The following is a 26,897-nucleotide window of genomic DNA, read 5'->3' on the forward strand; positions in this document are numbered from 1 at the left end:
TTCTGAATAGTTCAATATATGTTTCCGCGGACAAGATATTCCTTCCATTCTTCTCTTTTTTTCTATAGTGTGCTATAATGATTGATATTTTCTTTATGAATTTCATTTTGGAGGATATTTATGAACATTATCATTGTGGGCTGCGGCAAAGTAGGCTACACCCTGGTAGAACAATTGGGAGGTGAAAATCACAATATCACCGTAATTGATACAAATGAGGAAAAAGTGAACTCCATCACGGATGATCTGGATGCCATGGGCATTGTAGGAAATGGCGTCAGCTTCCAGACACTGTCCGAGGCCGGCATTGACCATGCTGATCTGCTGATCGCCGTGACCGGATCCGATGAGCAGAACCTTCTATGCTGTGTCATTGCGAAAAAGGCGGGACATTGTAAGACCATCGCCCGTGTCCGCAATCCAATCTACAATAATGAGATTGCTTTTCTGAGGGAAGAACTGGGGCTTGCCATGATCATCAACCCGGAGCTGTCCAGTGCAGCTGAGATCGCCCGGATCTTCCAGTTCCCTTCCGCAGTTAAGATCGATACTTTTTCCAAGGGAAGGATCGAGCTTCTGCATTTCCGCGTGACCCATGACTGTCTCTTAAATAATTATGAACTGATCCATATCCGTACCACCTTAAAATGTGATGTACTGGTATGTATGGTCACCAGAGGTGATCAGGTGCTGATCCCCAGGGGTGATTTTGTATTCCGGGAAGGCGATGTGGTTGCTATTGTGTCCACTCCTCCCAAGGCCAATGATTTCTTCAAAAAGATCGGTATCGGCGCCGGCAGGGCACGTACTGCCATGATCGTCGGTGGCGGAACCATTGCTTATTATCTGGCAAGAAGACTTTTAGAAGTCGGCATCCACACCAAGATCATCGATCAGGATCCCGCCCGCTGTGAGCACCTGAGCGAGCTGCTTCCCAAGGCTTCCATCATCTGCGGTGACGGTACGGATGAACGTCTTCTGATACAGGAAGGTCTGGAGAACGTGGATGCTTTTGCTGCGCTGACCGGGCTGGATGAGGAAAATATCCTCCTGTCACTGTATGCGAAACGGACTTCCCGCGCAAAGGTAGTCACCAAGATCAACCGTATCAACTTCAGTGGGGTCTTAAGTGATATCAAGCTGGATACGATCTCCTATCCGCGCCTGGTGACTGCAGATATGATCATTAAATACGCACGGTCCATGAATGAATCTCTCAACAGTAATGTGGAGAATCTGTATAAGCTGGAGGACGGTCATGCGGAAGCACTGGAATTCTACATCAAAGAGGATTCTGCCGTTACCAATGTACCTCTGAACCGTCTGCACATCCGGAAAAATATCCTGGTCTGTTCCATCGTCCGCGGAGGACAGGCTATTATCCCCAGTGGTCAGGATGAACTCCATGTAGGTGATTATGTGGTCGTAGTACTAACACATGCACGGCTGAATGATATTAAAGATATTATTGAAGGGTAATTTTATAAAAGGACATTATCATGAATTTTGCGATATTGAGTTTTATTATCGGATTTATTTTACAATTTGAAGCTTTATTTTTACTGCTTCCCTGGATCGTGGGTATGATCTACGGAGAATATCATGTGGCACTGATCTATCTGGCGACCGCAGTTGTTTGCTTCATTTTGGGAAAATTATTAAGCTTCAGGCACACAGGACGTTTTAAGGAATTGTACGTCAGGGAAGGCTTCACCGCCGTTGCCCTGGGATGGTTTGTCATGTCTGTTTTCGGTGCTATTCCCTTCGTTCTCACCGGAGAGATCCCTTTTTATATTGATGCTCTCTTCGAGACGATCTCCGGCTTTACGACCACAGGTTCCAGTATCCTGTCCGACGTGGAAGCACTCAGCTATGCCAGCCTGTTCTGGCGCAGCTTCACTCACTGGATCGGCGGTATGGGCGTATTCGTATTCATTATGGCGATCCTGCCGATGATGGGAGGCTCCACCATGAACCTGATGCGTGCGGAGAGCCCGGGTCCATCTGTCGGCAAACTGGTACCGAGAGTCCGGGATACTGCAAAGATCCTCTATGGACTTTATATGGCTATCACTGTTCTGGGTGTGATCATGCTATGTCTGTGCGGTATGCCGCTGTTTGATTCCCTGTGTACGACCTTCGGAAGTGTCGGCACCGGTGGCTTCGGTATCAAGAACAGCAGTATTGGCGGTTACTCTCCACTGATACAGAATGCCGTAACGGTACTGATGATCTTAAGCGGTGTCAATTATACCGTATATTTCTGTCTGTTAAGCAAACAGTTTAAGGAAGCTTTTTCCATCGAAGAAGTCCGTTGGTATTTTTTGATCATTTTCGCCAGTGCTCTGACGATCGCCTGGAATATCCGCCCTCTCTATGCAACTTTGGGTGAGACACTGCGGTACTCCTTTTTCCAGGTGGGAACGATCATCACCACTACAGGATTTGCCACCACGGATTTCAACCTGTGGCCGCAGTTGTCGAAGACGATCCTTCTGCTCCTGATGATGATCGGTGCCTGTGCCGGCAGTACCGGCGGCGGTATGAAGGTATCCCGTGTGCTGATCCTTTTCAAGGCGATCCGCAAAGAGCTGTCCATGATGATCCATCCCCGGATGGTGAAAAAGATCAAAATGGACGGGCACAATCTGTCCCATGAGACGCTTCGTTCCACCAATGTCTATATGACGGCTTATTTTATCGTACTCTTCGTCTCTCTGCTGATCGTCAGTCTGGACGAATATGACCTGACCACGAACTTTACTGCGGTACTGGCGACCCTGAACAATATCGGTCCCGGCCTGGAGTTAGTCGGTCCCACCCAGAACTTCGCATTGTTCAGTCCCCTGTCTAAATGCGTGCTGATGTTCGATATGCTGGCTGGAAGACTGGAGCTCTTCCCCATGCTCGTGATCCTGCTACCGTCCTGCTGGAAGAAATATTAAAGGAATAAATAAATTCCGTACAAAATCCCTGATTCAGGAATTTTTGTACGGAATTTATTGTCTTCTCTGGTACTCTGTCGGCAGAATACCGTATTTCTCCCGGAACAGTCTGGAAAAAGCCTGGCTATTGGGAAATCCGTTCTTTAGAGCTATTTCACCTATGGTGAGATCCGTTTCCTCCAGTTCCCGCAATGCATGTTCAAACCGGATACTCCGCAGATAATCTTTATAATTGATCCTACCATACCGGCGGAACATTTTAGATAAATAAGTGGGACAATACCCAAACGTTGCTGCCAGCGTTTCCAGCGAAATTTCTTCCGCATAGTGTTCCTGCAGATATCCGGTGATCTTTCCAAGGCGTCCCATTTTCCTGTTTTCAGTACAATGTTCCTTCCTTTCATCCGGCATCTGATAAACAGTTAGCAAAAGGTATTTCAGCTGATAAAAGATACTCTGCATCAATAATTCATAGCCGTACTCTTTTCTGATCTGCTGTCTGTACATTTTCTCAAGTAATGCAAAAAGCTTTTCATCCTCTTCCCTTTTTTCACCGGAAAACCGCATTATCTGTTTTTCCATTGGGATCTGTAAAACAATTGCCTCATTTCGTCCCGACGTATGAATGGAATGCACCTCATTACTATTGACAATCATGAACTCTCCTGCCGAAAGAACGTATTTTTTATCACCAAGGTAAGCATCCGCTTTCCCCTCCCGTACGGCAAATATTTCAACACTACAGTGCTGATGCGCCTCACGAATATATTTTCCGTCTGCACCTTCGAAACGGAATAGCTTAAAGGGCAGTCCCCGATCCGGCACCACTGCTTCCTGCCGGTATGTCTTCTCTTCTTTCATAGTCATCCCTAATATTCCACAGAAATACTGCTTCCCGTCTTTTCCACCTTCAGGCAGGTTACCCTTTGACCGGTAAGTCTTTCACTTTCTTCATCCGGCTGCTGTCCACCAATGGCAATCAGGTATTCCCCGGGTCTTACTACACAGTCTCCCTCTTCGGTAATATATGCGAAATCCCGAGGGGAAAGTGTAACTTCGATCCTCTGTTTTTCTCCCGGTGCAAGATGCACGCAGGAGACTCCCTTTAATTGAAATCCCGGTTCATAATCCAGTGATTCCTTTCTCTTCACATAGACCTGTACCGTTTCCCACAAGGCATATTTGCCTTCATTTATCACGCTGGCAGATACTTTCACCTCCCCGGAAGTATCTGCCCTTTCTCCGGATACACATTCCTCTTCATAACGGACTCTGCCATAATGTAGTCCGTATCCGAAGGGATATAACACGTTTTTATCGGTATACCGGTAGGTTCGATCTGCCATGTTGTAATCTGTAAATTCCGGAAGATTTTCTGTTCCCTGATAAAATGTCACCGGCAGTTTTCCGGAGGGGGAAAATTCTCCAAACAGCATTTCGGCAATTGCCTTACCACCTCTGGCTCCCGGATACCAACAATCCACGATGGCTTTCACATTCGGGTTGTGTTCCGCCCATGACAGATCTATGGCGCTTCCTGCCATTAACAGAACCACCACCGGTTTTCCCATAGCTGCAACGGTTTCCAGAAGTTCTTCCTGAAGTCCCGGCAGATTTAATCCCAGTTTGTCTCCGCTGGCATATTCATTCCCGGCATCGCCCTGTTCTCCCTCTATGGTTGCATCCAGTCCAAGGCACATTACTGCCACATCGGCATGTTCCACGGCAATTACAGCTTCCTGCATGCGGTCTTTCCTCTCTCCCAGGCCTTCCACCTTATCCTTATACAGACCACACCCCTGCGCATAGAGAACTTTTATTTCTTCTCCCACGTACTGTTGGATTCCCTCCAATGGAGTGATGTATTGCGAAGAGGTTCCCACATAATTGCCCACCAGCGCATCTCTGGAATTAGCATTTGGACCGATCACCGCAATAGTGCAGATTTTTTCTTTCTCAAGCGGCAGAAAGTCCTCTTCATTTTTCAACAGCGTCAGGCTTCTCCGGGATGCTTCCACGGACAGCTTTACATGCTCCGGACACTCCACTTTCTCATAGGAAATATCCGCATAGGGAGAAGGGTAATCCTCCATCATGCCAAGCCGGATCCGGATCTCCATAAGACGTTCCACTGCTTCTGTGATGGCTTCTTCACTCACAAGTCCCATCTCATAAGCCTTCGGCAAATGCAAAAAAGCATTTCCACAATTCAGATCACAGCCATTGTTCACCGCCATTGCAGCAGATTCTTCCGCAATCCCCGTCACATGGTGATGCAGGTGGAAATCATTGATTGCCCAGCAATCCGATACCACATGTCCTTCAAATCCGAATTCGTCCCGCAGAATGTTCTTTAACAGCGTCCTGCTTCCACATGCCGGCTCTCCGTTGACTCGGTTATAAGCTCCCATAACTGCTTCCACTCCGGCGTCTTTGACGCAGCGTTTAAAAGCATACAGATAAGTGTCATATAAATCGTGCCTTGATACCTTTGCATCAAATTCATGGCGGAGAGCCTCCGGTCCGCTGTGCACCGCAAAATGCTTTGCACAGGCCGCTGCCTTCGGGTGATCTCTATCTGGTCCCTGTAATCCCCTGATATAAGCACACCCCAGTTTTCCGGTCAGATAAGGATCCTCCCCGTAGGTCTCATGACCTCTTCCCCATCTGGGATCTCTGAAAATATTGACATTTGGCGCCCAGAAAGTCAGTCCCTTATAGATTCCGCGGTCTCCCTTTCTGGAGAATTCATTGAATTTGGCTCTGCCTTCTGTCGAAACCACATCTCCGATTTTCTGAAGCAGGTCTTCGTCGAAAGTTGCCGCAAGGGCAATTGCCTGAGGAAACACTGTTGCCACTCCGGCTCTTGCCACTCCATGCAGAGCCTCGTTCCACCAGTTATAAGCCGGAATCCCAAGCCTGTCGATCGCCGGTGATTCATACAGCATCTGGCTCATTTTTTCTTCCAGTGTCATCTGCGCTGTCAGCTTTTTTGCATATTCCCTAGTCTCTGTACTCATGAAAAACCTCTCTTTTCATCATATGACAATTTATTTTCCACAAGAAAATGACAACAGCTCCGCCGTTCCATGTGGTCCGTACTTCAAATATTCCTCTGGCACATTTTCTTCTTTCTCACTTCCGATAAATTCTGTAATTTCCCGAAAGTGCCAGCATGGCAAACAGATACAGGAAATTATCATAATAGCGTCTGTCCCCGGTGCGGAGCGGAGTATTCCAGAAGCGGTCTACACATTCCTTTACATGAGATCCGTCCGCTGCCAGTGCCGCCTGTGCATTGACTGCCACAATGGCAACCGGATGCAGTGCCTTCTCTTCCAGTCTTGTTCCATCAATCAGGAACACACCGTCCCAGTGTTCTCTCTGCTCTTCACAGTAAAATTTCTGCAGCCGGTTTGCAATCTCCGTCTGCCACGGATCTTTGTCATACCAGAGATGATCCATGGCAATGTTGGCTATGGTGCGGTATGCATCGCTGTAGTACCAGTCATGCCTTCCGAAGATTTCCTGATGTCCTGCATGAGGTGTCCCGTCATAGTCTGCATATTCTGCAGAAAGTCCTGTCTCCTTGTGGCATGCCTTATGCAGATATTCTCTGCTGGCTGCCGCAGCCTGTCTCCAGAATTCCCGGTCTTCTTCCTCCACATTCTCCGCAAACAACTCATAAAAATGAGGCAGATGATACGAGGGGTCAGAAAAATCCATGTTTGTGACAAATTTGATCAGATGATTGGAAGGCTCCCACATAGGTTCTCCCGGATGTCCAGGCTCCCCTTTGTGGATACATTCCCGCAGGATTGCTTTTGCCTCTTTGCTGTAAGCAAATATTCCTTCCCCGTCCCCCCAACGGGCAGATGCAAAAAACAATGCCATGGCGAAATATTCTTCTCCGTCCGGTGCCGGTCCCTCTGCATTGTGCGTTCCATCCGTGCTGCAGGACCAGGCAAAATAGTTGCGGCAGGGTCCTGCCGGAATATACATATAAGTCCGCACCCACTTCCAAAGGCGGTCAAATTCTGCCTTCTTATCCATCTGGACACAGACCATCATGCCGTAGGACATTCCCTCTGTGCGTACATCATGATTGCCGGTATCCTCCAGATATGCCATATCACCGCCTGCCTCATGATAAAAACGTTCTGCCTCCGTTCCGTAAAATATGGTTTCAAAGGTCTGTTCCAGTCTTTCTGTAATAGCGGTCTCTTCATATCCGCACTCTTTCAATACATTTCGATAAATTCCAGTCTGATATGCTCCTGCCATTTGCTCGTTCTCCGATTTTTATTCTTTGACGCCACCCAAAGTAAGTCCTGCTACAAAGTACTTCTGTAAGAAAGGATAAATACAGATAATGGGCAGCATGGTAATGATCGTTGCCGCTGCACGCACGGAAGTCGGTGTTACGGTTCCTGCGGCATTCTTCATTGCCTCCGCTGAAGTTCCCTGATTGGTTACGGAGGATAACAGCTTCATCAATTCATACTGCAATGTGGTCAGATTACTGCTCATGCGATTGTAAAGCATGGCATCAAACCAAGAGTTCCACTGGCCTACCGCCACAAACAGGGCTACTGTGGCATAAACCGGCTTACACAGCGGAGAATAGATCTTAAGAAAAATAGTGCTGTAACCGGCACCGTCCAGCTGTGCGGATTCTTCCAGGCTGTCAGGAATTCCGTTCATATAAGTACGGATCACCAGCATATTAAACGCACTTACCATTCCGGGGATCACATATACCCAGAAGCTGTTGGTAAGCCCCAGCCCCTTATATAAGAGGAATGTTGGGATCAGTCCACCGTTTACATACATGGTGATGACCCAGAACAGGGAAACCTCTCTCTGGAACAGGAATCTTTTGCGGCTGACAATAAAAGCAAGGATTGCATTGGCTGCCAGAGACAGCAGGGTTCCGATCAGTGTTCTGGCTACTGTGATATAAGCGCCTGTGATCAGATTATCTTTATGTAAAACCGTCGTATAGTTTTTCCAGGTGAATTTTCTCGGCCACAGGTAGATTCCTCCCCGCAGGGCATCCGTACCGTCATTCAAAGAGATTGCCAAGGTATTCAGCACCGGATATAATGTTATGATCACAAACAGGATCATGATGACACTGTTTATGAGCGGAAAAATGTCGAATTTTTTGGACTTGATCTTATACTGTGTATCTATCATTGTAATTACCATCTCTTTCTGTTTTAGAATAACTGCTCTTCACCATTATGTTTTGCAATCTGATTGGCCAGAACGATCAGGATGATACTTACCAGGCTCTTGAAGATACCTGCGGCTGTACCTATTGCATAATCTCCCTGGCTGATACCCCATTTCAATACATAAATATCAATCGTCTGGGAGAACTTCTGTACCAATCCGTTTCCTAACAGATACTGAATTTCAAATCCTGCATTTAATACATTCCCCACATTCATCAGCAGTAAAATTACGATGGTCGGTTTGATTCCCGGAAGGGTAACGTATTTGATTTTATTCCATCTTCCTGCGCCATCAATGGCAGCAGCTTCATACAGGGAAGGATCAATGGATGTGATGGCCGCCAGATAGATAATGGCATTCCATCCTGTCTCCTTCCAGACATTTGCAAATGCTACGATCGGCCAGAAATACCCGGGATGGGCAAAGAAATTGATCGGCTGGCTGATCACATGCAGATTTACCAATACTTCATTTACAATTCCGGTACCGGACAACATATCATGCAGGATACCGGTTACGATGATCCAGGAAAGGAAATGTGGAAGATAAGATATCGTCTGCACTGTTTTTTTCCCGCCCTTACTCTTGATCTCATTCAATAGAATAGCAAATACAATTGCGGTAACGAAAGTTGCCACAAGGTTGATCACACCCATGGCCAATGTGTTACGAATGACCCGAAGGAATGTCACATCCGAGAATAACATCCGAAACTTCTGAAGTCCCACGAATTCGGAGTGCAGGATTCCCAGCTGCGGCTTATAATTCTGAAATGCCATCGCCCATCCGGCTAAGGGAAGATAGTAAAAAATCACTCCATAGATCATCATTACTCCTGCCCAGAAAAGCAGAACTTTTTGCCTTTTGATTTCTTTCCATGTGATAGGTGTTCTGATTTGTTTTACTTTTTGTTTCGATTTTGTTCTCGTTAACGACATATCCTCGCTCCTTAAAAAACGGGCAGATGAAATTTTACCTGCATCTGCCCATTCTCAAATTTCATTTATATGTTTTTATTTGAACTTTGCTGCCAGTTCCATTCTGCTGTCCAGTTCTGCCTGTAATTCACTGATAAAATCTTCCGGCTTGCAGGCATTATATGCATCCATATAATCTGCCCATGCTTTGTCGAAATCAGCTGCCATAACTACCTGAGGAAGCTGCTCATGCTTTACTTCACCGATCTTGGTCCATGCCATACCACCGGGTGTGCTGGTATTGAAGTTATTGGAGAAGGACCACATAGGATACCATTCACCGGGGGCTTCGTTAGTGCCCAGCATTTCCACATAAGTCTCGACGCCATATGCCTGGAATGCTTCTTTCACATCGTCGTTTAATCCATCGAAGAATTCCCTCGCCTGGCCATCTGGCTTGTTTGCATTGATACCATCATCACTGGTTCCGTTGTACTGAGGGAAATAAGAATAAGAGCACATATGGGATGCCTTATACTCTGTATCGGAAGCCTGCATTCTCTGCTCCGGTGTTCTGTAGAATTCACCGTTCTCATCTACTTCATAGTCAACACCTTCCACACCCCAGAAACGAAGGTTATGGATATCCTGATCCAGCAGATCATTGATCAGCTTCAGTGCGCCGGGAACATCCTTACAGCTTACAGTAATTGCAAGTCCGCTTCCGGAATTGAATGCACCACCGGCATTATGCCACTGGTTTTTTACACTTTCATCAATTGTTATAGGCAGTGGAATATAGTCGCATCCCTGTGCATCCAGTCCTGCCTGCTTGATGGCATCGCCTGCTGTGTAAGCGAAATCCCACCACTGATCGATCATACCCAGGACACGTCCTGTAGAAAGCTTGGAAATATACTCATCATAAGACTGGGTAAAGGACTCGGGGTCTACAATGCCTTTCTTGTATTCTTCATTTAATTTTCTAAAATACTTTACTGCGGTATCGGAAGTGTTGTAATCCAGTACCGTCAGCGTCTCAGGATCTACCATACAGCTTCCGTCATTGGGATAACCATCCAAGAACTGAGGTGCGTTCTCCAGACAGAAGTATCTCCAGTCATCACAGAGAATGGTATAAGGAATATTGGCTGTTCCGTCTTCCATAGTAGGATTTGCTGCATTATACGCTTCGATCAGATCAAAATACTGATCCATGGTCCGGATCTCGGGATAATCTGCCCATTTCAGAACTCTTGCCTGAATCCAAAATGCTTCATCATTATGTGCACATACCTTCTCTTCGTTCTTGATGCAGCTGAACTGCGGGATCCAGTAAATGTGGCCGTCTTCCTGACGAAGCTTCTCCCACTCCAGATCAGTAAACAGATTCTTGATATTAGGATAATCATCCAGATAATCATCCAGTGCTACCAATGCTCCTGCCTCATACAGCTGTGTGGTTCCAGTCTGTCCCTCAATGAAGTCCGGATACTCACCACCGGCGATCATGGTACCCACAGCTTCATCTGCAGTCTGTCCGGTCAGCCAGGTCTCTTTTACTTTGGCGCCTACCTTCTCTGCGATCAGCTGCTGCACTTCATTGTCGTCATTGATCTCAGATCCCGCTACCCCAAAAAATGCGGTGAACTCTTTGATACCTGCTTCTTCTGTGGTACTGTCGGTTCTTACGCTCGTTGTACCATCTCCGGATGTCTGGTTACCGTCACTGCCACATCCGGTGAACAGTGCCGCTGTCATTGCTGACACAAGTAACATGCTTACAAGTCTCTTTTTGTTCATGTTGTAACTACCTCCCTTTCGATAAATCTATTTTATCTTTTTGAGAGGAACTAACAATCAGAGGAACTATAGCAAAAGACAGGGGAAATTATAGGTGGTTCTGTAATTTCCCCTGTCTTTTATTCTCTTACTCTCCCTGTTGCATCTTTTTACGGAATCTTGCGGGAGTGCAGCCCTTGATCTGAATAAAACGGTTCGTAAAATAGTCCAGATCATGGTAGCCCACATCTTCTGCGATCTGAACGATCTTTTTATCGGTACGCAGCAGGGCATCCGCAGCCTGCTCCATCCGGTAATTGTTCAGGTAGTCTTTAAAGGATTGTCCGTACTTTTTCCGGAAAAGTTGTCCAAGATAAGCACTGTTGACATAATACTTTTCACTCAGGCTTTTCAGTGTAATATTTGAAGCGTAATTTTCCCGGATCTCTTTTTCCACCATACCCAGAATTCCTCTGGATACATTCTTCCGCAGCTGTGACAGATAATCCGCATATTCGCAGGCAAATCTGGTCAGATGTGCCTTACTTCCGCGCTTTACCCCGGTCTCAAAGCTGCTCTCACTGATGACCCTTAAGATTTCCTCCTGGTTCACGTCATCATCCTGTTCACAGGCTAAGTGGATCAGCTGAAACAACAGATAATTAATATTCAGGGTCATCGTCTCCCCGCAAATACCGCGTTTACACATTTCTTCATAAAAGAAAGCCACCGCCTCCCGGATTTCCAGATGATTGTTCTGTTCGATTGCCTTCAGCAGGCCATCCAGGCTCTGCTTACACAGGATCAGTCCTTCCGGAGATACCTGGACCTCCTCCTCATAGAAATAGATATCCTTCTTTGTCCGAAACCCCTGAAAAGAACGAAGCATACAGGTATTGCCGTAAGACTTTGCTATGCTGCTGATATCCTGCACTTTTTTTCCTACCAGCATCACCACATTTGTCTGTAAATTTGATGCAAGATATTCCCGGAATCGTTCCAGATACCGTTTTACATCCATCCCACTTTTTTCCGGAACATAATCAAACAAAATCAGTCCGATATCGTAGATTTTTTCATTGACAGAAACATCAAACACACTCAGATCTGCATCTTCTTTCAGATATTCCCTGCTGTATTCATACAGCCGCCTCTGTAATGTCCGCATTTCTCGCTCTGTCGTTCCCTCATCATCATAGGATCCTTCCGTCTGGATCTCCACATAACGCACACCGGTTCCGCATCGCATGTGTTCATGTATATATCTGACATTCAGGTCATCAAACTTCCCTTGGATCAATGCAATCATATGTCTTGCCAGATAAGCCTGCTCCAGCTTCCGGTTCTTTTCATGATCCAGCTCCTCTCTGTTGCGCAGAGCAAGTACCTTATTCAGTACTTTGCACAGAATCTCGCTGTCTACCGGCTTTAGCAGATAATCCGTGCAGTCATTCTGCATTGCCTGTTGTGCAAAACTAAATTCCGCATATCCGCTCAGTATAACAAAATATGCATCTGAAATTTTCTCTTTACGGATATGTTCCAGCAGTTCCAGTCCTGTCATCTGAGGCATTTTAATATCGGCAATAACCAAATCTACCTTTTCCTTCTTCAAAAAAGCCAGTGCTTCCATCCCATTTGCTGCTGTTCCCGCAATCCGAAAGCCTTCCTTCTCCCAATCTACTAAAAGTTTCAATCCCTGTAAAATAAACGGCTCGTCATCTACCAGCAATACTTTCAGCATCTGTTTTACCCTCCTGCAAACAGGGAATCCGTATCGTAACCGTGGTTCCCACTCCTTCTTCTCCTTCTACACGGAATTCCACTCTGTTTTCCGTTACCATTTTCAATCTGACACAGGCGTTAATAATCCCTACTCTTCCGCCGCCCTTGAGCATCTCAATGTCGGCATTGCACATGTTGTTCTGTAGCTCTGTAAGTTTGGCCTCCGCCATACCGCTTCCGGTATCTTCAATTTCTATCTCCAGCCCTTTTCCCTGACGGCCTATCCTTACAAATATCCATCCCGGACTGGATTTGCTTTCGATTCCATGCACACAGGCATTTTCCACAAAGGTTACAATCGTAAGCTTGGGTATCTTGAAGTTTTCACATTCTCTGTCTACTTCAATGTCATAATTCAGCCGTTCTCCAAAACGATACTTCTGAAGCGCCAGATAAGCTTTCACAAATTCAATCTCCTGGAAGATACTCACGGAATCATTGCCCCATTCCACATACTGTCTCTGCATCACCGCCAGTTTGGCCACCATGTCGGCTGTCTCGTTTTCTTTTTTCAAAATGCTGTGCATACGGATGCTTTCCAGTACATTAAATAAAAAGTGGGGATTGATCTGGCTGTGTAATGCGAGAAGCTCCGCATTTTTTCTTCCCACCAGCATCTCCTGCTCATGGATTTTATTCTTATATACAGTCTCGATCAGTCCATTGGTACGTTCCACCATGCGATTATAATTGCGTATCATACTGCTGATCTCATCTTTACCTTCTTCACAGGGCATTGGAATAAGATGATCACTGTCCACTGATTTAAATACCTTGCTCAGTTCTGTAATCCTTTTTGTAAAGGAACGGTTGAATATCTGAACGAACCAGAAGGGAAAAATAACATTCACCGCAAGGAGCAGCAATATGATGGGAAGTTCGTTCCGGATGCTTGTAAGAAAACTGTTCTCTACCGGCTTTACATAAATCGTAAGTTCCGTACCATACAGACTGATGGTATGTTCATAGGCTTCTCTCATTGTTGCGTTATCCAGCCGCTGAAACTCGCTGCCGTAGCTGCCGTATTGTCCATTGGAAAGAAGGATCCGATCTCCTTCACAGATCAGAACCTCATTATCATAGTTCATGTTTTTAATGGTGCGCACCATACTGCCGTAATCAAACTCGATTTTTAAATACTTTTCTGTCTCTGCATCATAGAAATCCAGCCGCTGTAGATAAATGATGCGCCGCTCCCTTGTGATTCTGGAACTGCTGTCATCATAGACAAAAAAGAGTCCCTTGCTTTTCGCTTCTTCATTCAGCCGCAGATAACTCTCTGTATTCTTAAGCTTATCCAGCGTATTGACCCTTCCTCCGTTTACAATGGTATCATTATCCGTATACAGGGTAAATATCATACTGTTCATTCCCAGTGCATTTTCCAATAACTTCCCGCTCAGGAAATTCTGATATGCCGCCACATATTCTGCAGAATTAGTGTATCTTTTGGATAAGAAATCTTCAAAATCGCGATTGGTATAAATACTGTTGCCTATCTCCCCGGCATTTCCGATCATACTGCTCAGACTGTATTCCACCGTACTCGCAATATTGGACATCTCATGCTCCCTGCGCTCTCTGTCAAATTTTGCAATCGTCAGAAATACAACGCTGTCTGTTACGATCAGGGGAATCAACACACAGACAACATAGAAAATATAAAACTTTTTTTTGATGGTGAAATCATCCATCCGAAGATCCAGTTCTTGTAATACCTTCCCCATAAGATCCTCTCCTCTGTTATGTAAAAAAGAGCAGACATTTTTACAGTCTACTCTTTTTTATTATAGAACATCTGCGTTCTGTCCGCAATCCGTTTTTATATGGCATTCTGCACAAACCAGGCAAAATCAGCATAGTTACTGCTGTCCTGTCCATTGGCAGATGCGTACATTCCTATCGTACATCCCACAAATCCTCCTGCTTCCTCCGTGGTATAAGGAAGCAGACTGATATCCTCAGCAATCAGCCTCTCCCTGCCATCCCTGAAAAGCCATATCCGTGCCTTCTGCCTGTCGCAATGCATTCGTATTTTAAAGAATTGCCTACCTTCTCCTGCCGGCTTTTCGGTAAGGATTCTCTCTTCCCCATGGATGCAGGCTGTCACAACAAAACAATTCTCTTCAGCCCTTTTCCGGATCTCCATGCGCAAATGATTTTCATGATTCTGGTACAACACCATTCCCGCAGTCTCACATTCCTGCTTCGGTTCAAATTCCATCCCGGTCTCTGCATAGAATGCATAATTTTTCTGACGGATTCCGAAATAGGAACAATGATTGCGGTCAGATATTTTTTCCTTTTTTGTATAGAGCCGCAGCATCCCCGGCCGTTGACTCAGGGAATAGTTTTCTTCACAGATTTCTTCTACACTTACCAGCCGTTTGTCCGGTGTTTTCTCCCAGAAACTGATATGATCGGAAGTACTGCTTACTTCCTCTGGAAAACGGTATTCCTTTGTGGGCAGTTCCAATGTATTTTCCAGATGCCCGACGCCTTCTGCAATCACCGGCCATCCATTTTCCCATGTGACTTTCGCCAGAAAAGTCTCTCTGCCCATGCTGCTGTGTCCTTCACAGGGTCTGGATGCCAGCATTACCACATACCAGTTTCCCCGTCCATCCTCCACCAGATCTCCGTGTCCTGCGTAGATCACAGGATAGTTTTTCCCCAGATTCCTGTGGGTGAAGATCGGGTTTCTTGGGCAGCCCTCGAACCACTGGAACAGCTTTTTACTTCTGGCAATGCTGATGCTGTGCTCCGGTCCGGTTCCTCCTTCTGCATGCATCAGATAATAATAACCGTCGATCTTATAAAGGTGCGGTCCCTCCGGCCAGATAACTCCTTTTACAGCCCCTTTCCAGATTGCCATGCTTTCTCCCACAAGCTTCATCTGCCGAAGATCCAGTTCCTGCACCCAGATTTCCCAGTCTCCGTTATAGCGGACTCCTTCCGGATTCGGTCGTGTACCACAGTAATAGCATTTCCCGTCATCATCGAAGAAAAGACTGGGATCAATCCCCGGAGCATCTTCGCCGAGATAATAAGGATCCGACCACGGTCCTGCTGGATCTTTTGCCGTTACAATGAAATTGCCTCCGTAGCTTACATTGGTAGTGATCATGTAAAACAGTCCATCATGGAACCGGATGGTTGGTGCATAAATCCCCTGTGATATTTCACTTCCCTTCACCGGAAGTTGTTCCGGTCTGTCAAGAATATTCCCGATCTGCTCCCAGTGCGCCAGATCTCTGCTGTGGAAAATCGGAACTCCCGGTGCATACACAAAACTGGAATTCACAATGTAATAGTCCTCTCCTGCCCTGCATATGGATGGATCCGGATAGAAACCGGATAAAATTGGGTTCTTTGCTGTAACCATTTTGTTTTCCTCACTCTGTTCTATATTGTGTATCCAAATCCTAAGATTGTAAATTTTTTATTCCGGTCTTCCTCTGTCACTGCAATCCGTACTTTATGGGATCTGCTTTCTGTCTCCCAAAACAGTAATACAGCATTACAATGCAGCCAATTGTTCTTATGGGGATCCGCCGTCATACAATATACATCATTTACAAATACATTGGCTTTCCCCACATCCATTTCTCCGGAATCCTTAAATATAAGAAACAGTGACTTGCAGGTAATCTCCATTTCAAATCCAGCCATCTGTGGTCTGCTTCCATCATACATCCAGTTATACGGAAATTCCGGTGTCTGTGTAAGGTTTCCGTCCATTTCCACACTCTGTAACTCCATATCTGTGGAAGTAAATCCGCCCGCCCGGATTTTGGCTCCTACATAACGATTCTTCTTATCCAGCAAAAAAATTCTTTCAAAATCAGCACCGATCACTGCCGGTCCGGAAAGCTTTTCCGACAGGATCTGTTCCTCCGTCATTCCTTCCACAAAAGTCCCAACTCTTGCAGGTTCTGCTGCATCACAACGTTCAAACAGATATTGCAGACAATCCGCCATAATGGTATGTCCGGTATTATTAGGATGAAAGATATCATAAAAAAACTGATTTTTAGATAAAATTCTTCCCTCGCCGCACTTTAATGAAAACTGTGGAGTTACCGCATCGCGGATGCTCACCATGGGAAGATCATAAAGATCCCCCACCGGCCTTAACCGCTCCTGTAAATTCCAATCATTTGCAAATACCGAAAACAGGAGAACCACTGCCGGCTTCCATGGCAGTTTCAACACTTTCCGCACCAGGCTTTCATAACAGACACCCTTTGTCTCATCTCCCTCATCGTTTACTGCAAATTCAATAACCACAATATCCGGTCGTTCCCCTTCCCTGAGCACATCCCGGTCAAACCGGATCATTCCCAGTTCTGAAGGTGTTCCGCCGACTCCGGCTTTGATAAACCTGACATTGTTCTGTGTCGAAAAACGATTCTGAAACAGTTGAAAGGACTTATATGCATAGCATTCCGTATGGATTGGTATAGCTCCGGCTCCCTGCGTGATAGATCCACCGATATAGGCAAGCGTTACCTCTTTTCCTGCCTTAGATTTTTCAATAGCCTTACGGATACGATAAGGATTCCCCAGCTGCAACAGAGAGCGGCTGATCATGCCGCAGTATTCTTCCGAATGCATATCTATAACCAGATCCTCTTCCTCCGAAGGTGCTTCGTATCCATCATTTAGGAAGAGTCTTACACTGAGTTTTCCCATCCGCTCCGGCGCTGCAAACAGAATTTTAATCTGTCCCGGCACATGATCATCCTCTGTCCACCTGTAATCCGACAGATAGATTCTATGTTCCATGCCGTCACACTTAAGAGAAGCCGTAAGATTCGTTCCACCTCCGTACAAGTCCTTTTTCCCATACATCTGAAATACAAATTCTGCGGTTTCTTTCGGCCGGTCCGTCTCCACGCTTACGCCGATACTATGTACCAGTCTGCCAAATCCCTCTACTGTCTCCAGAAGTGTCAGTTCTTCCTTATCCGTAACATTTCCCGTGATCTGTGCACTGTTGATCAGCCGTCCGTCGCTTTCATAGATAAACTGGATTCCGGTTCCGTCCTTTTGCCGTTCTCCAAAAATATCTTTGTCTTTTAATATATAGAAAAAAGGTCTTGCCTTTTCCGGATCCTTCGGTGCTACCGGTCCTGTCATTTCTATCCCTCCCGAACTTTTATCAGTTCTATTATAGTCCGGCTCTCCTTGCACAAACACCCGGGAAAATATAGGAAATGCAGGTAATAATTTTATATCCGGCAGGCTGCAAATCGTCTCCGGAAGGAATTCCAATCTTCTCCGTCGCTTCGTTCCATGACGATTGCTTTTGCTTTTTGTCCATCCGGAATATATTTCTTTATAATGTTTTGCATCCGTTCCGCTGTCTCTTCCGCATTTGTCATCACCAATATAGTCTCCACGGCTTTTCCTGCTGCCAGAAAGTATTCCATAATGTTCGGTATTTTCCCCTGGTGCAGGAAACAGGACGCAGTTTCTGTGGAAAGTGCTTTTAAGATCATTACGCTCCGCTCTTTTTCCGCTCTTTCAAAATATGCCGGTGTATATACATAGATCGTACTTACTTTCTCTTCCTCCGCAAGATAATCATAATGTATATGCACCTGACCGTGCACTGTATCCGCCAGTTCTGTCAGTGGGAACTCCGGATCCGGCATTTCCAGATAATTCACAGCCCTATCTCTCGAATATCCCACCGGTGCATCCGGATTCATCACATCTGTACCGTTTACCCTGAAATATACATTATGGTATCCCGGGGTGATGTTGTGGATTTCCCCTGTCCAGTATCCTTGTCTTTCCTGATCTTTCCTGAGTTTTAGGAATTCTTTTCCGTCCAGGGCGGCTTCTACCGAGACTGCCTCCGGTGCCTCGAAGCATACGACTGCCGTTCCCTGTTCCGTAATGCAGATTCCGTGAGGGATGTCCGGGTATTTTCCTGCAGGCCTCCCTGCTTCATCAGTCTCAAAGCGGATCTGGCGGTATACCGGATCAAACATCAGTATCTGTTCTTCCATGGTCTGTCGCTGTAGTCTCTGTCTTGTGATTCTGGCTGTTCTTTCCCCCGGAATGTCATCCGTTTCTGCCCCCGCTTTCCGGAACAATAACGGTACAAAATCATACAGGCTTTTCCTCCAGACATGCCATTCGTGATATCCCTCATATACTTTGGAAATGCAATACTTTCCTGCATTTTCAAACTTTTGTTCTATCTGCTCCATTCCTTCTCTGATTTGTTCTTCATAAGTGCCACAGGACATAAATACCACATCCAGCTGCTCGTCGCTGTCGCAGATCCGTTCCATCTCATGAATAGCAACTCCGGAAAATACACCGGCAGCAGAAAATAACTTCATATTTTTTGCCACAATATCCGTAGTCTGCGCCGATCCCAGGGAAAGTCCCGCCATCGCCCGGTAATCTCTTCCCTTTCTCACCCGGAAATTATTTTCAATATAAGGAATAATGTTGTGGATCAGTTCACTCTCAAAATTCCCGGGGTAAAATACAGGTTTTTCTCCATCTTTGAAGGCATAGCCACTGCTCATGACCACGATCATTTTCTCGCACTTTCCCTCTGCAATCAGACAGTCCATGATTAAATTTGCCTTCCCCTGCCAGATCCATCCGGTCTCGTTCTCTCCTACGCCATGCTGCAGGTACAATACCGGATATCTTTCATCTCCTTCTTCATATCCATAAGGTGTATAGACATAACATTCCTTCAGGTGGCTGCTCACCTTCGAAACGTATTTACAGATGCTGACCGTACCATGAGGAATATCCTTTGCAAAATAGAAATCCACATTCTTCTCCTGCACCTCAAAAGTATTGATCGCAGCAAAACACCCATAAGAAATTCCGGCGTACGGATTGCAGATCCGGACACCGTCCACATACCAGAAATAATAATGCATCCCCCAGTGAAAATCTTGAACTTCCGCAAAAAATCCGCCCTGCCCATCGGGCATAAGATCTATTTTTTTATTTGTAAAATATCCTCCCAGTCCGGCAACCTGTACTATTTTTGCTGCCGGTGCATACAGATAAAAAATGACTGTGCCGTCTTCTTTCACTGTAACAGATGGTCTTCCTGCTCTCTTTTTTTCTATTGGATATCTGTCCAAAGCTCCGTTTCTCTTCTCGTTCATAAAAAAATACCCCCAATCCTTTTCTTTAGTTTAAAGGAATTGAGAGGTATTTTTCTATTTGTTTTTTATACTTTTTTGTTAAAAACTTATCCTTTTACTCTTTTTTCCACCTCAAGCTGCAACATCTGATAATAAATCTCAGGATTGCAGGAATCATATGCTTCCATATATTGCTCCCACGCAGTCTCAAAATCTTCTGCCATGATTACCTGAGGAAGCCATTTGTGTTTCACCGCATCCATCCGATCCCTGACCTGTCCGGCAGGAGAATTGGCAGATAGGGATGTCGTGTAGCTATACATGGGATACCATGCCCCGGGAGCCTCATTATTGCCGATCATATCCACATAATTTGTCACTCCGTAAGCAGAAAAACATTCCTGAATGTCCTTAGGCTGATTTTTAAAAAATTCCGTTGTCTGATATTCCAGGGAAAATGCGTTGATCCCATCGGGAAGCTTTCCTTCTACTCTGGGAAAATAAGAATAAAAACAAAAGTGTTTTCTCTTTTCCTCCGAAGTCATCCATCGCTTCGCCTGCTCCTCAGTCAGGTAGAACAATCCGTTCTCATCCACGCTATAGTCGACTCCCTCTTCGCCCCAGAATCGCAGTTTAATGATCTCCGGTTCCAGTAGATCGCTGACAAACTGCAAAGCTCCGTCAATATCCTCGCAGGATACCGTAATGGATAAGCCTGTAGAGCTGTCCAGCTCTGCAGAGCGCGTTACATGCCATTGATTGGCGATTCCTTCCTCTCTGGTAATCGGAAGTGGAACATAATCGCAGCCCTGTTCTCTAAGGCCCTGTTCATCATAGGCATTCTGAATCGAATAGTAGAACTGCCACCACTGATCCGGCATACCGCAGACCGCACCCGTGGATAATTTTGCCAGATAATCCTCATAGGTCTCTGTAAATACTTCTGCACCGAGAATATCTTTGTGATATTCCTCGTTCAGCTTTTTAAAGTACCATTTGGCAGTATCTGTGGTGTTATAATCGTAAACCTGTAATGTATCCGGATCCACAATACAGCTTCCGTCATTTGGATAACCATCCAGAAACTGCGGAATATTTTCCAGACAAAAATACCGCCAGCCATCACACAAAATCGTAAACGGAATGTTCGGTGTTCCATCCTCCATTACCGGGTTCGCTGCCACATAGCGCTCGATGAGATCAAAATATTCATCCACAGTATGAATCTCCGGATACCCCGCCCATTTCAGCACTCTGGTCTGGATCCAGAAGGCTTCACCTGAGTGGGTCACCTCCACATCTTCGCCATGGGTCACACCAAACTGTGGGATCCAATAGATATGACCGTCCGGTTTGCGGAATCTCTCCCACTGTTCTTCCGTCAGGTAATTTTTGATATTGGGATAATTCTCCCAGTATTCATCTAAAGGAAGTAATGCCCCTGCCTCATAAAGACTGGTATCTCCGGAAATAAAATCCGGATATTCCCCACTCACAATATAACTGTTCAAGGCACTTTCCTTGGACTGTCCCACCAGCCACAATTCTTCACAATCCGCACCTGTCAGGCGTGCGATTTCTTTTTTCATATCATTATTCTGGTCAATGGCTTCTCCCTCCACAGCAAAAAAAGCTGTGAAATGCTTCACATTGTTCTGCGCCGCTGTCTGTGCATACGCAAAATATAATATTACGCCCAAAAGTCCAAATACCGCTACTGCTGTGATAATCCTTTTTTTCAATTGTCTACCCTCGTATTTCTCTGTTTTTCAGGCTTTCAGCCATGCAATCTCTTGCTTATACGGCGGGATCGTCTTCTTCGTTTCTCCCTCTGCGCAGAGCCATGGTGTCTCCAAAATCTTTGGTACCTCTGCAAACCGCTCATCATGGACGATCCGGTGCAACGTGTCGTAGCCAATGGTGCCTTGTCCGATATTGGCATGGCGGTCCTTGTGGGCTCCTAAGGGATTCAGGCTGTCGTTCACATGGATCACTGCGATCTGGTCCAATCCCAGAATCTTGTCAAGCTGCGCAAACACACCTTCGTAATCATTCACCAGATCATATCCTGCATCGTTTACATGGCAGGTATCAAAGCATACCCGCAGTCTGTCTTTTCGATCCACTTTATCATAAATCATCCGCAATTCTTCAAAAGTTCTGCCAACCTCACTGCCCTTGCCCGCCATGGTCTCCAGAGCAATATTGACCTTGCTGTCATCTGCGTCAAGCACCAGATTCAGTCCTTTTGCGATCTGCTCCACAGCTTCTTCCACACCGGCACTTAAGGAAGATCCCGGATGCAGTACCAGTACCTTACTGTGAAAGGCGGCGGCTCTTTTTACTTCTTTGTCCAGGAATTTCACACCAAAATCAAACATCTCTGGCTTTTCCATATTACCTAAATTGATGATATAAGGGGCATGAATGATGATTTCCCGGATACCTGCTTTTTCGGCATAGGCAAGCCCCTCATCAAGTCTCAGTTCTCCGATTTCCTTGCGTCTCGTGTTCTGGGGTGCCCCGGTGTAGACCATCAGTGCATTGGCACCGTACTCTGCTGCCTCCTTCACAGAACCTAAAAACATCTCTTTTCCTGACATTCCCACATGGGAACCTAATAATATCTCAGTCATGATCTCTCCTTATTTTTGAATTTCTAACACCATTACCAACACTGTTATTCACCGGATCCACTGATGATTTCCGGCAGTCCGGCTATCGGATCAAAAGTAACCATGCCATTCCATAATAAGTCACCACTGCCACCAGATCGTTTACCGTGGTGATCAGGGGACCGGATGCCACTGCAGGGTCTACCTTGATCTTATGGAAAAACATGGGGATTACCGTACCTACGGCACTGGAGATTGCCATGGCCACTAAGAGGGAGACTCCCACGCAGCCGGAGATGCCAAAGGCTCCCATCCAGGTATAACCCTTGAAAAAATGTACATAAACACCAAGGCACAGAAGCGCCATCACGCCCAACAAAATACCATTTAAGGAACCGGTCTTTACTTCCTTGACCACCAGCTGGAACTTCTGTTTTCCCGTCAGATTTTCGTCCATCAACACGCGGATCGTCACTGCCAGGGACTGGGTTCCCACATTTCCCGCCATATCCAATACCAGCGACTGAAAACAGATCACAACTGGAAGCACCGCCACCACATTTTCAAAAAGTCCTACCACGGAAGACACCGCCATGCCTAAGAACAGCAGGATGATCAGCCAGGGCAGACGCTTTTTCATACTTTGGAGTGTGGGCTCCTTCAGATCCTCTTCTGCGGTCAGACCTGCTAACTTTGCATAGTCCTCACCCATCTCATTGTCCACCATTTCGATCAGGTCTTCGGATGTGATGACACCGAGGATCTTTTTATCTTCTGACAATACGGGAATCGAGTCCTCCGCATAATCCAGGATCCGGTCCATACAATCATCGATCTTCTCATGATCGGTCACATAGGGATAAGATTTCAACACCAGATCTTCCAGATGTGTATTTTCTCTTGCCCGGATCAGATCCTTCAGATCGATGGCTCCGGCGAAAACACCCTTTTCATCTACCACATAGATGGTCATGATATTGTCGTTTTCTCCGGCCTGCTTTACCAACTCGCTCATAGCCTGCCTGATGGTCAGGTTCTCCGGGATACAGATGTAGTTCGTCGTCATGCAGCTGCCGATCTCTTCTTCATCATAGGACAGCAGCATCTTCACATCTTTTTTTGCATCCTCGTCCAGCATCCGGACGATCTGTTCTTTCTCTTCCGGATCCAGATCTTCCAACAAATCGACGGCGTCATCGGAATCCATCTCGGAGATCACTCTCGCAGCACTCTCCACGGACAGTTCCCGGATATACTTACGGGGTTCCTCAATGTATTTGAAGATCTCTGCGACCTTCTGCGCTCCCAGCAGATGATACAGTCGCTTCCGTTCTTCCTCTGTCATCCCTGCCATCATATCGGCAATATCGTTCTTATGATAATTTAAGAGGAAATCCAGGATCTCCTCATCCGTTTTCTCGCTACGGAATAATTCTGCCAGTTCGGAATATTTCTTGTTCATAATCTAATTCTCCTTTCTCGTTCTCATTCTTCGATGCAACGTAAAGGGCAAAACAAAAGAAGCATCACACGATGCTTCCTCTGCATGAATCTCTATGCACAACAAATCAAAGTACGACCGTCACTTTCCACAGACAGCTGTACCATGCTTGCAGGAAAAAGCACCGTGTTTTCTACTTCGCCCATAACCATCGCAACTGTCCATGAAATTCACCTCCAACTTGTTTTTTCCGTGGTTATAGTAGCACTGTGCCTTTTATTTTGCAAGCTGTTTTTTCAACCCTTTAGTAACGAATCACCAACATTCTGCATTCTTCGCAGCATTCTGCTTCTATTTGTGTTCTGTGACTGGGTTTGAGCTTTGTAATTTCTACAAAACCATCTGCATTTTTTGCATTCTCAAATACTCCGGGAACTTCATTTGCGAAGCTGAAAGCTCCATCCTTACTGCTGAATAAATAACCTTTCCTCATTTCTTTTCCACAATTTGAACACTTCATATTCTAATCCTCCGCAATCATTTTTCTGCTTAGTTCCAGCGCACTTTTTAACTGGCTTTCAAACTTTTCTGCCTGTATCAGGGCAATGCCTTCTTCATCGCCCAATACCACCAGCCGGGAGCCCTCCTGCAATCCATACTTGTCTCTCGCTTCTTTCGGAATTACAATCTGTCCGCGATTGCCCAGCTTTATCGTTCCCCATAAAAACTTTCCTTCCGGTGGCGGAGCCATTTTGGTATTCCCGACTTTTTCATCATAGTGCATCAAAGCATCCAGCTTAATTCCGTAGAAGGATGCAAGTCTGTCACATTTTTCAATATCCGGAACCGTCTCCCCCTGCTCCCATTTAGCATAAGACTGTCTTGAAATTTCCACTACTTCTGCCACTTGTTCCTGTGTGAGTCCCTTTAAATTACGTAACATCACAAGATTCTCTGACAACATGATCACCACTTCCTTTCTGACATCTTCATTATAGGTTCTGTCGGATTAGATTTACACCATACAAACTTGTCAGATTTTTCGGATCTGTGTTAACTTTGGTTGCTTTATCCATTCCTGTGCCATGCTGCCGATCGCCGATGCAAATTCATTTTTCACTTTTTCCTTATCGTCTGCGCCATCATATACGCTGTAATAAAAATACATCGTTGCATAAAATCGGACTGCGTTCTCTTCGGCATGCGCAATTCCCATGCTCTCAAATAAATCTTTCACATATGCGGCGGGTCCGGACGAAAGATATTGCTGATATAATCCCTGCATCTCTTCACTCCGAAACTGCTCTATTGTCAGCATCTTCCGAAACGATGATGCGAAATCATCCTCTGTCCAGTATGCAAACATAGACTTGCTATATTCGACAAATTCCTCCAAAGACACTGTCTTGTACTGATCCGGCATACTCTCTTTATCATCTTCCGGCATGTCATACTCTGCAGCCTGCTCGCTGTCTCCCTGCTCCATGCGCTCTACAATGCAGTCAAAAATATCTCTTTTACTCTTGTAATGGCGGTATAATGCTCCTTTCGTCATGTCAAGCTCTCCGGCGATCTGACTGACTGAGACAGCTTCATAGCCATCTCTGGCAAACAGATGCAGAGCTACCGTTAATATTTCTTCTTTTCTATTTCTCATGTGGGATCTCCTCCCTGTAAGTGGTTTCTCTTCCGAACAAAGTCTGTATTTCCTTATTCTTTTGTGACCAGTCCCTGTTTATATGATATTCTCCTCGTATATTGCATATTTCTGTTTTCTTTCGTCTGGTCAAACTTAGTTTTCCATCCAGGAAAACCTCAGCTCCGGGTACTTTCTCATACACTTTCAAAATAACCTTCGCCAAATAGTCACGCTATATCATACATCTCTCTGCAGATCTTTTTCCCGGTTTCCGTCCGAAAAATATTCTGATAGGTGTTCTGCAAGGCTTCTTCAGACAGTTCGTCCTCACACATGTTTACAAGAAAATCCGCTTCCACCAAAATCTGATAATCGATTCCATCTATATTATTGTAGGTATGATGATGGGCGATCAGATACTGTACCCGCTCGGAAACTTCTCTGGAAAAACCAAGCTCTGCCAGCAGCTTTTCGGCAATGGCCGGACCTTCTTTTTCCTGTAATTTTCCGTTACAGTTTCCGTATTTTTCTTCACACAGATGGATACCGATATCGTGAGTCAGTGCTGCTGTCTCCAAAATAAATAAGGTCTTAGCATCCACATTCTCCATTTCCGCAATCAGTTTTGCATAGCTGTGTACCTTGCAAAAATGCTGAATGCGCTTTGCATCTCCATGGTAAAGTCCGATCATTGCCATATGTAATTTGTTGATCATTTTATTTTCCTCCTGCCTCCGAAATATCCTACTGAATCTTTGATACAATGCCTTCTTCCGTCAATGTCTGCAAACATTCCTGTGCATCTTCATCATGCATCATCTGCCACACCTGCTCCATACCGGGCGCCAGCGGCTTCTTCAAAAACTCTTCTCCGGAGATCCAGTAGACCTTTCCCTCCTCGGATGAGATCAATTTTCCTTCATATTCCGACGTTTTATATAAAAAGCCCACATTCTTTATATCCCCTGTCATCCAGTGATAAATGCCGGTCAGTCTTGGATTTTGAATCGTCAGTCCGGTCTCCTCATAGATTTCCCGGATTACCGACTCCCTAAAGGTCTCCCCAGGCTCCACATGCCCGCCGGGAAACGTCGTTCCCGAATAATTCTTCCCAACCTTGTCCAGTGCCACCACATTACCTTCTTTATCATAGACCATACACATATTCATAAAAATTACTTTTTCAATTCCAGCCATTACTCTCACTCATTTCTCTAAGATAAACCTAATATAACATAATCTTGCTATAGCGGCAAATTGAGTTAGTGTAACTTGAGAGTTAGTTGAATACATTGGCAAAATCCACGAACTCCCGGAGCATGCGATACACATGTCTCGATGTAAGGTCTCCGGATGTGAATTTTCTACGAAAAGTGATGAGTAGTTCTCGTCATGACGG

21 protein-coding genes are annotated in these 26,897 nt (G+C 45.5%); 2 read left to right on the forward strand and 19 right to left on the reverse strand.

Features of this window, described 5'->3' with window-relative positions; translation table 11 throughout:
* The first annotated feature begins 120 nt into the window (after positions 1-120).
* On the forward strand, positions 121-1,479 hold the full coding sequence (gene trkA / locus FYJ59_RS10935; RefSeq protein WP_154497142.1) for a Trk system potassium transporter TrkA: 1,359 nt from the start codon (positions 121-123) through the stop codon (positions 1,477-1,479).
* Positions 1,480-1,499: 20 nt separating this feature from the next.
* Entirely contained in the window at positions 1,500-2,945 is a 1,446-nt protein-coding gene (locus FYJ59_RS10940) for a TrkH family potassium uptake protein (RefSeq protein WP_154497145.1), read from the forward strand.
* A gap of 54 nt (positions 2,946-2,999) precedes the next feature.
* Here FYJ59_RS10940 and FYJ59_RS10945 read toward each other — a convergent pair whose 3' ends face one another.
* The 19 genes from FYJ59_RS10945 to FYJ59_RS11035 form a co-directional block, all read right to left on the reverse strand.
* Positions 3,000-3,812: an AraC family transcriptional regulator gene (locus tag FYJ59_RS10945; protein WP_235898009.1), complete on the reverse strand. Its 813-nt coding sequence runs from the start codon at positions 3,810-3,812 to the stop codon at positions 3,000-3,002.
* Between the two features lie 2 nt (positions 3,813-3,814).
* Complete coding sequence (locus tag FYJ59_RS10950; protein WP_154497147.1) at positions 3,815-5,965, reverse strand: glycoside hydrolase family 3 C-terminal domain-containing protein; 2,151 nt, start codon at positions 5,963-5,965, stop codon at positions 3,815-3,817.
* Positions 5,966-6,080: 115 nt separating this feature from the next.
* Positions 6,081-7,229, reverse strand: coding sequence for a glycosyl hydrolase family 8 (locus FYJ59_RS10955; protein ID WP_154497150.1), 1,149 nt, complete (start codon positions 7,227-7,229; stop codon positions 6,081-6,083).
* An 18-nt stretch (positions 7,230-7,247) separates the two neighbouring features.
* Positions 7,248-8,144, reverse strand: a complete 897-nt coding sequence (locus tag FYJ59_RS10960; protein ID WP_148447943.1) for a carbohydrate ABC transporter permease — start codon at positions 8,142-8,144, stop codon at positions 7,248-7,250.
* Positions 8,145-8,167: 23 nt separating this feature from the next.
* Positions 8,168-9,124: an ABC transporter permease gene (locus tag FYJ59_RS10965; protein WP_154497153.1), complete on the reverse strand. Its 957-nt coding sequence runs from the start codon at positions 9,122-9,124 to the stop codon at positions 8,168-8,170.
* Positions 9,125-9,199: 75 nt separating this feature from the next.
* Positions 9,200-10,906: a type 2 periplasmic-binding domain-containing protein gene (locus FYJ59_RS10970; protein WP_154497155.1), complete on the reverse strand. Its 1,707-nt coding sequence runs from the start codon at positions 10,904-10,906 to the stop codon at positions 9,200-9,202.
* 127 nt (positions 10,907-11,033) lie between these two features.
* Positions 11,034-12,629, reverse strand: a complete 1,596-nt coding sequence (locus FYJ59_RS10975; protein ID WP_154497157.1) for a response regulator transcription factor — start codon at positions 12,627-12,629, stop codon at positions 11,034-11,036.
* Positions 12,604-14,397 carry a sensor histidine kinase gene (locus FYJ59_RS10980; protein ID WP_154497161.1) on the reverse strand — a complete coding sequence of 598 codons (1,794 nt, stop codon included), beginning with the start codon at positions 14,395-14,397 and terminating at the stop codon, positions 12,604-12,606. Before FYJ59_RS10980 ends, FYJ59_RS10975 begins: the two co-directional genes overlap by 26 nt.
* A 95-nt stretch (positions 14,398-14,492) precedes the next feature.
* Positions 14,493-16,055 (reverse strand): glycoside hydrolase family 43 protein, encoded by a 1,563-nt coding sequence (locus FYJ59_RS10985; protein ID WP_154497164.1) that lies wholly within the window; start codon positions 16,053-16,055, stop codon positions 14,493-14,495.
* Between the two features lie 20 nt (positions 16,056-16,075).
* Positions 16,076-17,812, reverse strand: a complete 1,737-nt coding sequence (locus FYJ59_RS10990; RefSeq protein ID WP_154497166.1) for an SGNH/GDSL hydrolase family protein — start codon at positions 17,810-17,812, stop codon at positions 16,076-16,078.
* Between the two features lie 92 nt (positions 17,813-17,904).
* Entirely contained in the window at positions 17,905-19,824 is a 1,920-nt protein-coding gene (locus tag FYJ59_RS10995; protein ID WP_154497168.1) for an alpha/beta hydrolase-fold protein, read from the reverse strand.
* A gap of 86 nt (positions 19,825-19,910) precedes the next feature.
* Positions 19,911-21,545 carry a type 2 periplasmic-binding domain-containing protein gene (locus FYJ59_RS11000; protein ID WP_154497170.1) on the reverse strand — a complete coding sequence of 545 codons (1,635 nt, stop codon included), beginning with the start codon at positions 21,543-21,545 and terminating at the stop codon, positions 19,911-19,913.
* A gap of 27 nt (positions 21,546-21,572) precedes the next feature.
* Positions 21,573-22,439, reverse strand: coding sequence for a deoxyribonuclease IV (locus FYJ59_RS11005; RefSeq protein WP_154497172.1), 867 nt, complete (start codon positions 22,437-22,439; stop codon positions 21,573-21,575).
* Positions 22,440-22,521: 82 nt separating this feature from the next.
* Positions 22,522-23,880 (reverse strand): magnesium transporter, encoded by a 1,359-nt coding sequence (mgtE, locus tag FYJ59_RS11010; protein WP_154497177.1) that lies wholly within the window; start codon positions 23,878-23,880, stop codon positions 22,522-22,524.
* A 283-nt stretch (positions 23,881-24,163) separates the two neighbouring features.
* Positions 24,164-24,379 (reverse strand): PF20097 family protein, encoded by a 216-nt coding sequence (locus tag FYJ59_RS11015; RefSeq protein ID WP_154497179.1) that lies wholly within the window; start codon positions 24,377-24,379, stop codon positions 24,164-24,166.
* Between the two features lie 3 nt (positions 24,380-24,382).
* Complete coding sequence (locus tag FYJ59_RS11020) at positions 24,383-24,802, reverse strand: helix-turn-helix domain-containing protein (protein WP_154497182.1); 420 nt, start codon at positions 24,800-24,802, stop codon at positions 24,383-24,385.
* 90 nt (positions 24,803-24,892) lie between these two features.
* The gene (locus FYJ59_RS11025; protein ID WP_154497184.1) at positions 24,893-25,516 is read right to left on the reverse strand and encodes a TetR/AcrR family transcriptional regulator; all 624 of its coding nucleotides are present in this window, start codon (positions 25,514-25,516) and stop codon (positions 24,893-24,895) included.
* A 209-nt stretch (positions 25,517-25,725) separates the two neighbouring features.
* Positions 25,726-26,214, reverse strand: coding sequence for an HD domain-containing protein (locus FYJ59_RS11030; protein ID WP_118692084.1), 489 nt, complete (start codon positions 26,212-26,214; stop codon positions 25,726-25,728).
* A 28-nt stretch (positions 26,215-26,242) separates the two neighbouring features.
* Positions 26,243-26,695: an 8-oxo-dGTP diphosphatase gene (locus FYJ59_RS11035; protein ID WP_022154446.1), complete on the reverse strand. Its 453-nt coding sequence runs from the start codon at positions 26,693-26,695 to the stop codon at positions 26,243-26,245.
* Positions 26,696-26,897: the final 202 nt, after the last annotated feature.

This window comes from Waltera intestinalis (assembly GCF_009695995.1).
Classification (GTDB): domain Bacteria; phylum Bacillota; class Clostridia; order Lachnospirales; family Lachnospiraceae; genus Acetatifactor; species Acetatifactor intestinalis.

What these genes read in the sequence shown, in the direction of transcription:
- FYJ59_RS10970 (WP_154497155.1), bottom strand. Translation starts at nt 10,906, where the DNA reads ATGAACAAAAAGAGACTTGTAAGCATGTTACTTGTGTCAGCAATGACA.
- FYJ59_RS10960 (WP_148447943.1), bottom strand. Translation starts at nt 8,144, where the DNA reads ATGATAGATACACAGTATAAGATCAAGTCCAAAAAATTCGACATTTTT.
- FYJ59_RS11030 (WP_118692084.1), bottom strand. Translation starts at nt 26,214, where the DNA reads ATGATCAACAAATTACATATGGCAATGATCGGACTTTACCATGGAGAT.
- FYJ59_RS10945 (WP_235898009.1), bottom strand. Translation starts at nt 3,812, where the DNA reads ATGACTATGAAAGAAGAGAAGACATACCGGCAGGAAGCAGTGGTGCCG.
- FYJ59_RS10980 (WP_154497161.1), bottom strand. Translation starts at nt 14,397, where the DNA reads ATGGGGAAGGTATTACAAGAACTGGATCTTCGGATGGATGATTTCACC.
- mgtE (WP_154497177.1), bottom strand. Translation starts at nt 23,880, where the DNA reads ATGAACAAGAAATATTCCGAACTGGCAGAATTATTCCGTAGCGAGAAA.
- FYJ59_RS10975 (WP_154497157.1), bottom strand. Translation starts at nt 12,629, where the DNA reads ATGCTGAAAGTATTGCTGGTAGATGACGAGCCGTTTATTTTACAGGGA.
- FYJ59_RS11035 (WP_022154446.1), bottom strand. Translation starts at nt 26,695, where the DNA reads ATGGCTGGAATTGAAAAAGTAATTTTTATGAATATGTGTATGGTCTAT.
- FYJ59_RS11005 (WP_154497172.1), bottom strand. Translation starts at nt 22,439, where the DNA reads ATGACTGAGATATTATTAGGTTCCCATGTGGGAATGTCAGGAAAAGAG.
- FYJ59_RS10990 (WP_154497166.1), bottom strand. Translation starts at nt 17,812, where the DNA reads ATGACAGGACCGGTAGCACCGAAGGATCCGGAAAAGGCAAGACCTTTT.
- FYJ59_RS11020 (WP_154497182.1), bottom strand. Translation starts at nt 24,802, where the DNA reads ATGTTACGTAATTTAAAGGGACTCACACAGGAACAAGTGGCAGAAGTA.
- FYJ59_RS10955 (WP_154497150.1), bottom strand. Translation starts at nt 7,229, where the DNA reads ATGGCAGGAGCATATCAGACTGGAATTTATCGAAATGTATTGAAAGAG.
- FYJ59_RS10985 (WP_154497164.1), bottom strand. Translation starts at nt 16,055, where the DNA reads ATGGTTACAGCAAAGAACCCAATTTTATCCGGTTTCTATCCGGATCCA.
- FYJ59_RS10995 (WP_154497168.1), bottom strand. Translation starts at nt 19,824, where the DNA reads ATGAACGAGAAGAGAAACGGAGCTTTGGACAGATATCCAATAGAAAAA.
- FYJ59_RS11025 (WP_154497184.1), bottom strand. Translation starts at nt 25,516, where the DNA reads ATGAGAAATAGAAAAGAAGAAATATTAACGGTAGCTCTGCATCTGTTT.
- trkA (WP_154497142.1), top strand. Translation starts at nt 121, where the DNA reads ATGAACATTATCATTGTGGGCTGCGGCAAAGTAGGCTACACCCTGGTA.
- FYJ59_RS10965 (WP_154497153.1), bottom strand. Translation starts at nt 9,124, where the DNA reads ATGTCGTTAACGAGAACAAAATCGAAACAAAAAGTAAAACAAATCAGA.
- FYJ59_RS10940 (WP_154497145.1), top strand. Translation starts at nt 1,500, where the DNA reads ATGAATTTTGCGATATTGAGTTTTATTATCGGATTTATTTTACAATTT.
- FYJ59_RS10950 (WP_154497147.1), bottom strand. Translation starts at nt 5,965, where the DNA reads ATGAGTACAGAGACTAGGGAATATGCAAAAAAGCTGACAGCGCAGATG.
- FYJ59_RS11015 (WP_154497179.1), bottom strand. Translation starts at nt 24,379, where the DNA reads ATGAAGTGTTCAAATTGTGGAAAAGAAATGAGGAAAGGTTATTTATTC.